The 6,238-nt window shown below is 43.2% G+C and carries 8 protein-coding genes; 6 read left to right on the top strand and 2 right to left on the bottom strand.

The annotated features are described in order from the left end of the window. The first annotated feature begins 97 nt into the window (after nt 1-97). The 6 genes from ACMJ0U_RS00860 to ACMJ0U_RS00835 are packed head-to-tail and all read left to right on the top strand — an operon-like array spanning nt 98 to nt 4,393. On the top strand, nt 98-628 hold the full coding sequence (locus tag ACMJ0U_RS00860) for a DUF4199 domain-containing protein (RefSeq protein ID WP_417127525.1): 531 nt from the start codon (nt 98-100) through the stop codon (nt 626-628). 21 nt (nt 629-649) lie between these two features. Continuing rightward, nucleotides 650-1,603 (top strand): glycosyltransferase family 2 protein, encoded by a 954-nt coding sequence (locus tag ACMJ0U_RS00855; protein ID WP_007563082.1) that lies wholly within the window; start codon nt 650-652, stop codon nt 1,601-1,603. Further along, nucleotides 1,603-2,103: a DUF6452 family protein gene (locus tag ACMJ0U_RS00850; RefSeq protein ID WP_278562395.1), complete on the top strand. Its 501-nt coding sequence runs from the start codon at nt 1,603-1,605 to the stop codon at nt 2,101-2,103. Before ACMJ0U_RS00855 ends, ACMJ0U_RS00850 begins: the two co-directional genes overlap by 1 nt. Continuing rightward, nucleotides 2,051-2,797 carry a DUF6048 family protein gene (locus ACMJ0U_RS00845; RefSeq protein WP_278562393.1) on the top strand — a complete coding sequence of 249 codons (747 nt, stop codon included), beginning with the start codon at nt 2,051-2,053 and terminating at the stop codon, nt 2,795-2,797. Before ACMJ0U_RS00850 ends, ACMJ0U_RS00845 begins: the two co-directional genes overlap by 53 nt. Before the next feature lie 5 nt (nt 2,798-2,802). Next, nucleotides 2,803-3,375: a manganese efflux pump MntP family protein gene (locus tag ACMJ0U_RS00840; RefSeq protein ID WP_417127524.1), complete on the top strand. Its 573-nt coding sequence runs from the start codon at nt 2,803-2,805 to the stop codon at nt 3,373-3,375. Between the two features lie 4 nt (nt 3,376-3,379). Beyond that, entirely contained in the window at nt 3,380-4,393 is a 1,014-nt protein-coding gene (locus ACMJ0U_RS00835; RefSeq protein ID WP_417127522.1) for an FAD:protein FMN transferase, read from the top strand. Between the two features lie 425 nt (nt 4,394-4,818). Here ACMJ0U_RS00835 and ACMJ0U_RS00830 read toward each other — a convergent pair whose 3' ends face one another. Together ACMJ0U_RS00830 and ACMJ0U_RS00825 are read right to left on the bottom strand one after the other, a co-directional pair. Next, nucleotides 4,819-5,766, bottom strand: a complete 948-nt coding sequence (locus ACMJ0U_RS00830) for an IS3 family transposase (protein ID WP_417127526.1) — start codon at nt 5,764-5,766, stop codon at nt 4,819-4,821. Between the two features lie 26 nt (nt 5,767-5,792). After that, nucleotides 5,793-6,185 (bottom strand): transposase, encoded by a 393-nt coding sequence (locus ACMJ0U_RS00825; protein ID WP_417127521.1) that lies wholly within the window; start codon nt 6,183-6,185, stop codon nt 5,793-5,795. Between the last annotated feature and the right edge of the window lie 53 nt (nt 6,186-6,238).

Here is a 6,238-nt window from a genome sequence, read left to right as displayed (position 1 = left end):
ATACCAAAATGGTAAAGAATATGATTTTTCAGTCTTTTTATATGCCATAGCTCACTGAAAAAGACTACTTTTGTAGCCATTATCAAACGTTACTACCATGACAACAAAAAGACCAATAACCCTACAAGAATATGCCATGCGATTTGGAACTTACATGGGATTATTTTGGATTTTCAAATTCATCTTTCTCCCCATAGGCTTTTCCATTCCGTTGCTTCAGCTCCTGTTTATCTTGATGACCCTTTTTGTACCGGTGTTAGGCTACATTTATGCACGCCGCTACTGCAACCAGTATCATGAAGGCAATTTTTCGTTTACTCAGGCATTCAGTTTCTGTTTTCTGATGTATCTTTTTGCTTCTATCCTGACAGCGCTGGCACACTACGTGTATTTCCGCTTCATTGATCAGGGTTACTTGTTGAATACGTATCTAGACCAACTGGAAAATATAAAAGATTCCGTAACTGGTGATATGAAGATTTCCGTAGAACAACTTATCGGCAGTCTGAATGTCATTTCTTCCCTCAGTTCTTTGCAACTGACCTTTCAGCTGCTTTCGCAGAATTTCTTCTATGGAATCCTGTTAGCCATTCCCACCGGTCTGGTAGTCATGAAAAAGAAAAACTAATCGCTTTAGCAATATAAAAATATGGATATATCTGTAGTCGTACCTCTATATAATGAAGAGGAGTCCTTACCCGAACTGTATGCTTGGATTGAACGCGTAATGCATGAGCATCATTTTACCTACGAAGTTATCTTTGTAAATGATGGTAGTACAGACCACTCCTGGCAGGTCATCGAAGAACTTAGCCGGAAGTCAAAAGAAGTGAAAGGCATCAAGTTCCGCCGTAATTATGGAAAATCACCTGCCTTATTCTGCGGATTCAAGAAAGCAGAGGGAGATGTAATCATCACCATGGATGCTGACTTACAGGACAGTCCGGATGAGATTCCGGAACTTTACCGCATGATTACAGAAGACGGCTATGACTTGGTTTCCGGATGGAAACAGAAGCGCTATGACCCGCTGTCGAAAACAATCCCGACCAAACTATTTAATGCTACCGCACGTGCGGTTTCGGGAATACATAATCTGCACGACTTTAACTGCGGACTGAAAGCCTATCGCCGGGACGTAGTGAAAAACATCGAAGTGTACGGTGAAATGCACCGCTACATTCCCTATCTGGCTAAAAATGCCGGCTTCAACCGTATCGGAGAAAAGATTGTACATCATCAGGCACGCAAATATGGAAAGACCAAGTTCGGACTGAACCGTTTCGTCAACGGCTACCTGGATTTGCTTACCTTGTGGTTCTTGTCTACCTTCGGCGTGAAACCGATGCACATCTTCGGCTTCTTAGGTTCCATCATGTTCATTCTGGGATTTATCGCTGTCATTGTGGTAGGTGCCACCAAGCTCTATGACATGTATTGCGGCAATCCTTATCGCCTGGTAACTGAAAGTCCCTATTTCTATCTGGCACTGACCACCATGATATTAGGAACCCAGCTTTTCCTGGCCGGATTTATCGGAGAACTGATTGCACGCAATTCTCCTGAAAGAAACAACTATCAAATCGAGAAAGAAATTGAATAATGAAGAAACTACCGATTGTATTAGGTATCCTCTTGGTGGCAGTCGTTTCCTTTTTCCCTGCTTGTGAAGTGGAAAACTGTCCGCCTAATGCGCTGGCGTATGCCCAGTTTGCATTTGTAGACCAATATGGACGGTCTGTGCAGTACACCGATACACTGACGGTCATCGGACAGTTGGAGACCGCTGATACGACAATTTACGACACGCTGATCAATAAGTCAACCAACACAAGTACGCTCAGCCTGCCGCTCAGCTACGGAGAACAAACCCGATTTATTCTTCAGTATGCCAACCGCCAGCGAGACATCCTTACAATTACCCACCGCAACATTCCTTACTTTATCAATCTGGATTGCGGTACCATGATGTTTTATGAAGTTACTGGTGCGGAAACTACTACCCGTATGCTCGATTCGCTTGTCATTACCAATCCGAACATAGATAATTATGAGAAAGAGAATTTCAAGATATATTTCACTATTTCTGATACTAACGAGTAGCTGTCTTTTGCTTTCTCCCTTGCAGGCACAGAAACCGGGCGTACATAAAGCAACTCCCGCAGAGATTAAAAAGGAAGACAAGAAGAAAGCTGAGCCGACAGAGTCTGTCCCGTTCTATCAGGGCACAAGCATAGGAGTGGAAATTGCCGGACTGGGAAGTTACCTGTTAGGCAGCGACATTCTGAACAGCGAAATTGCCGTACAAGCCAACTTGAAAAATCGCTTTCTTCCCGTCATTGAAGTGGGATACGGAAAGGCAGATGCCATAAATGACGGAAACAACCTGCACTACAAGACTTCCGCTCCTTATTTCCGTATCGGAATGGACTATAATGTGTTTTACAAAAAGACACACCTTCCGGGCTATTTGTATGTAGGACTTCGCTACGGTATGAGTTCATTCAGTTATGATGTGGACGGCCCCAGCATGACCGACCCCAACTATGGTGGAGAAATATCCTATCCGTTTGCATATTCCGGCATGAAAAGTAATGCCAGCTGGCTGGAGGGAGTGCTCGGACTTAAAGTAAAAATATACAAAAGCTTCTGCATGGGCTGGAGCGTAAGATATAAAATGAGAATGAGCGTGAAAGGTCATGACAATTCCATTCCATGGTATGTGCCCGGATTCGGGAAAAATGCCGGAAGCAGTTTTAACTTGACGTATAATCTCATCTACAACTTACCCTTCTGATTTACATGAATTTAATCGAAACCATTTTATTGTCCGTCAGTCTGGCCATCGACTGTTTTACCGTATCTGTAACCAGCGGCATTATTTTACACCGTATTCAATGGGGTACCTTTTTACGAATGGCTTTTTTCTTCGGGCTCTTTCAGGCACTGATGCCCTTCTTGGGATGGTTAGGTGCCAGTCGTTTCCAGCATCTGATTGAAGCCTACGACCATTGGATTGCCTTTGCCCTATTGGCATTTTTAGGTATCCGCATGATACGTGCGCAATTTAAAGAAGAAGAAACCGCTTCCTTCAACCCTACCAGCCTGAAAGTGACATTGGCATTGGCTGTAGCCACCAGTATTGATGCATTGGCCATCGGCATCTCGTTTGCTTTTGCCGGATTCAAGCAACTGGAAAGTCTTTGGATGCCTCTAACCAGCATTGGAATCTCCTCTTTCGTACTTTCATTGGCAGGAAGTCTCATCGGCGTATTCTTTGGCAAGCGTTTTCACCTGCGGGTGGAAATCTTCGGCGGACTGGTACTGATTGGCATCGGTATCAAAATATTAGTAGAACATTTATTCTTGCAATAAAATCATGAACAAAAACAACTTAAAATGGCAGTTGCCGTTTCTTGTATTGCTCATCGTAGGAACGGTACTGATTCTGAGAAAACAATCTCCTTACCAAACCGACCAGGGACTGGTATTCGGTACAGTCTATAAAATTACTTACCAGTCATCCGAAAACCTGAAAGAAGAGATTGAGAAAGAACTTCAGAAAGTAGACAACTCTTTATCGCCGTTCAATAAACAGTCAGTCATTACCCGTATCAACCACAATACAGACATGCACGCCGACAGTCTGTTTGTGTATGTATTCAACATGGCCAAAGAAATCTCCAACGAAACCGGAAAGGCTTACGATGTAACCGTAGCTCCGTTAGTCAACGCCTGGGGATTTGGCTTCAAGCACTCTCAGTTCCCTGATTCACTGACCATCGACAGCCTGCGCCAGTTTGTAGGCATCGACAAAGTACAACTCAATGCAGAAGGAGAAGTGGTTAAAGCCGACCCGCGCATGATGCTCGACTTCAGTTCTATCGCCAAAGGATTTGGTGTAGACTGTGTAGCACGGTTGTTCGACCGCAAAGGTATCAAGAACTACATGATTGACATCGGCGGAGAACTGGTACTGAAAGGACAGAACAGCAAAATGGAGACCTGGCGTATCGGCGTGAACAAACCTATTGACGATTCTTTGTCCGTCAACCAAGAACTACAGACCGTGTTAGAAATTACCGATGCCGGTATGGCCACTTCGGGCAACTACCGCAACTTCTATTACAAAGACGGAAAGAAATATGCGCATACCATCGACCCTCGCACGGGATACCCGGTACAGCACAATATTCTTTCATCTACCGTCATTGCGAAAGACTGTGCCACAGCCGATGCCTACGCCACTGCCTTCATGGTACTGGGACTGGATTCAGCCAAAGCCATCTGTAGTGCCCATCCTGAACTGGATGCCTATTTTATCTATTCAGACAAAGACGGGAAACTACAGACCTACTCCACAGAGGGTATGAAAAAATACATGCGAAACTAAAAAAGGCCTTGTTCAAAGTAGGACATAAAAATGCCGGAACGTAAAAAAGTACGCTCCGGCATTTTTATCTTATCAAGATACTACACCAGCCTTCTTCAGACAAAAGTATCCGTACAATCTTCTTTTCCCTGTACTTCTTAGGAAGTACTACAGTACTGCCGTGAAAGTACCAGAGTACTGATTAGAAAGTACTGGAGTACTGCCAAGGAAGTACTGACCTTGTGACTTTTCCTGATATAACTAGACGTTTTTTCTTTTTATAAACTGGAACAGTAGACACTTTGCATAAAGTCATCCTAAAATAATAGACTATTAAGCAAAAGTTGTGCTGTTTTTACTAAGAGTTCCGGACACGCAAGAAACTGGAGCTGTTGTTGGATGCCCTTCGATGGGGCATTCGTTTTTTTAAGGTCAATAGTTCCGGCTTACGCTTTCACCCGGAGCTGTTTTTGGCTTTGCAATGATACAGCATTTTCTTCATTCGATGAAAAAATTTTAGTGTATTTTACCTGTTTCCACATCCTTTTCTGTTCTCCCTCTTCCAGATGCACCTGAGCCGGTGTTTTATATCCTATACTCATGTGCGGACGATAATTGTTGTAAAAATGAATGTATCTGTCAATTACATTACGGGCATGGTTGATATTATTGAAGTGGCTTTGACGATAAATGCGCTCTGTTTTTATTATACCATTAATTCTTTCTGCCACAGCATTATCTGTTGGCTTATAATCTTCTGTCATACTGATAGAAATATCATGGTCCTGAAGCATTTTCACATAAGCATCACAACAATATTGTATGCCTCGGTCTGAATGGTGAATCAGCCCCTTGAGGCTTTCATTCCCTTTCATTGCAACAGCCTGCTTAATCGCCTGTTCCAAAGCCTGCATGGTGATAGCTGCGCGTAAAGACTCGGCCAATACCCATCCTATTATCTTGTGTGAATAAGCATCAGTAATCAAGTGGAGATAGCAGACTGTACCGTCTGACAATACAATATAAGTGATATCACTCACCCAAAGCTGATTGGCGGCTAATGGGGTAAAGCCCTTTATTAAGTTCTTCCACTTACGATAACGATGGTTGGAATTGGTTGTATGGCGAGGTTTGGGAGGAGGGAGCATCAACCCGTTGCGACGCAACAGCCGATAAAAACTGTCGCGGCCAGGCATCACCATATCAGGGTTATTCAAGCTACAGAGCATAATCCAAAGCTTATAACCACCTATGCCTGGATCCTCTGCACGGATTTCCTCTACACTCTTCAGAATAGTCTGCGCCAGCTGTACTTCTTTTTCTATGTCTACTTTCCACTGGTAGAAAGCTTGACGGCAATGGCCAAACAGACGGCACACGGTCGTGACCTTCAGGCCACGACATGTGACCAGTTCCGTTGCTATTTGGCCCCAGATTTTTTTCTTATCTGGATGTTAAAGTACTCTTCAGCACGTGTTATCATCAAATCACGGGCTTCAGTTTCCAGGCGGGAGAAGGACAAGGATTTTTCCAACTCCTTAATGCGCTTTTTCAACTGCGCATTCTCTTCACGATAACTCTCTTTACTACGATTTGCCATTTCTGTTTCTCCTTCGGAAGATAATCTCTTTAACAGACTCATTTCCAAAGGTAACTCTTTTTGGGGAGATGAATATTTTCTTATCCACTTATTTAAAATAGCAGAACCACTTAGGTTATGTTTTTTGATAAATGCATATTTGCTCAAACCTGATGAATAATATTCACGAAGTAGAGCCAGACGGTCTGATTCATTGTAATGCTTACGATTCATGATTGGTATAGGTTATGTGTTAATAATGTGTCTACCTATACCAGCATAAGTCA

This window comes from Phocaeicola sp. (assembly GCF_048170425.1).
Classification (GTDB): Bacteria; Bacteroidota; Bacteroidia; order Bacteroidales; family Bacteroidaceae; genus Phocaeicola.
Note: the sequence above shows the minus strand (reverse complement) of the source record. Positions and strands in the feature narration are given on the sequence as shown.

Coding starts and splice junctions, on each gene's coding strand:
- ACMJ0U_RS00845 (WP_278562393.1), top strand. CDS start 2,051: ATGAGAAAGAGAATTTCAAGATATATTTCACTATTTCTGATACTAACG.
- ACMJ0U_RS00850 (WP_278562395.1), top strand. CDS start 1,603: ATGAAGAAACTACCGATTGTATTAGGTATCCTCTTGGTGGCAGTCGTT.
- ACMJ0U_RS00825 (WP_417127521.1), bottom strand. CDS start 6,185: ATGAATCGTAAGCATTACAATGAATCAGACCGTCTGGCTCTACTTCGT.
- ACMJ0U_RS00840 (WP_417127524.1), top strand. CDS start 2,803: ATGAATTTAATCGAAACCATTTTATTGTCCGTCAGTCTGGCCATCGAC.
- ACMJ0U_RS00835 (WP_417127522.1), top strand. CDS start 3,380: ATGAACAAAAACAACTTAAAATGGCAGTTGCCGTTTCTTGTATTGCTC.
- ACMJ0U_RS00860 (WP_417127525.1), top strand. CDS start 98: ATGACAACAAAAAGACCAATAACCCTACAAGAATATGCCATGCGATTT.
- ACMJ0U_RS00855 (WP_007563082.1), top strand. CDS start 650: ATGGATATATCTGTAGTCGTACCTCTATATAATGAAGAGGAGTCCTTA.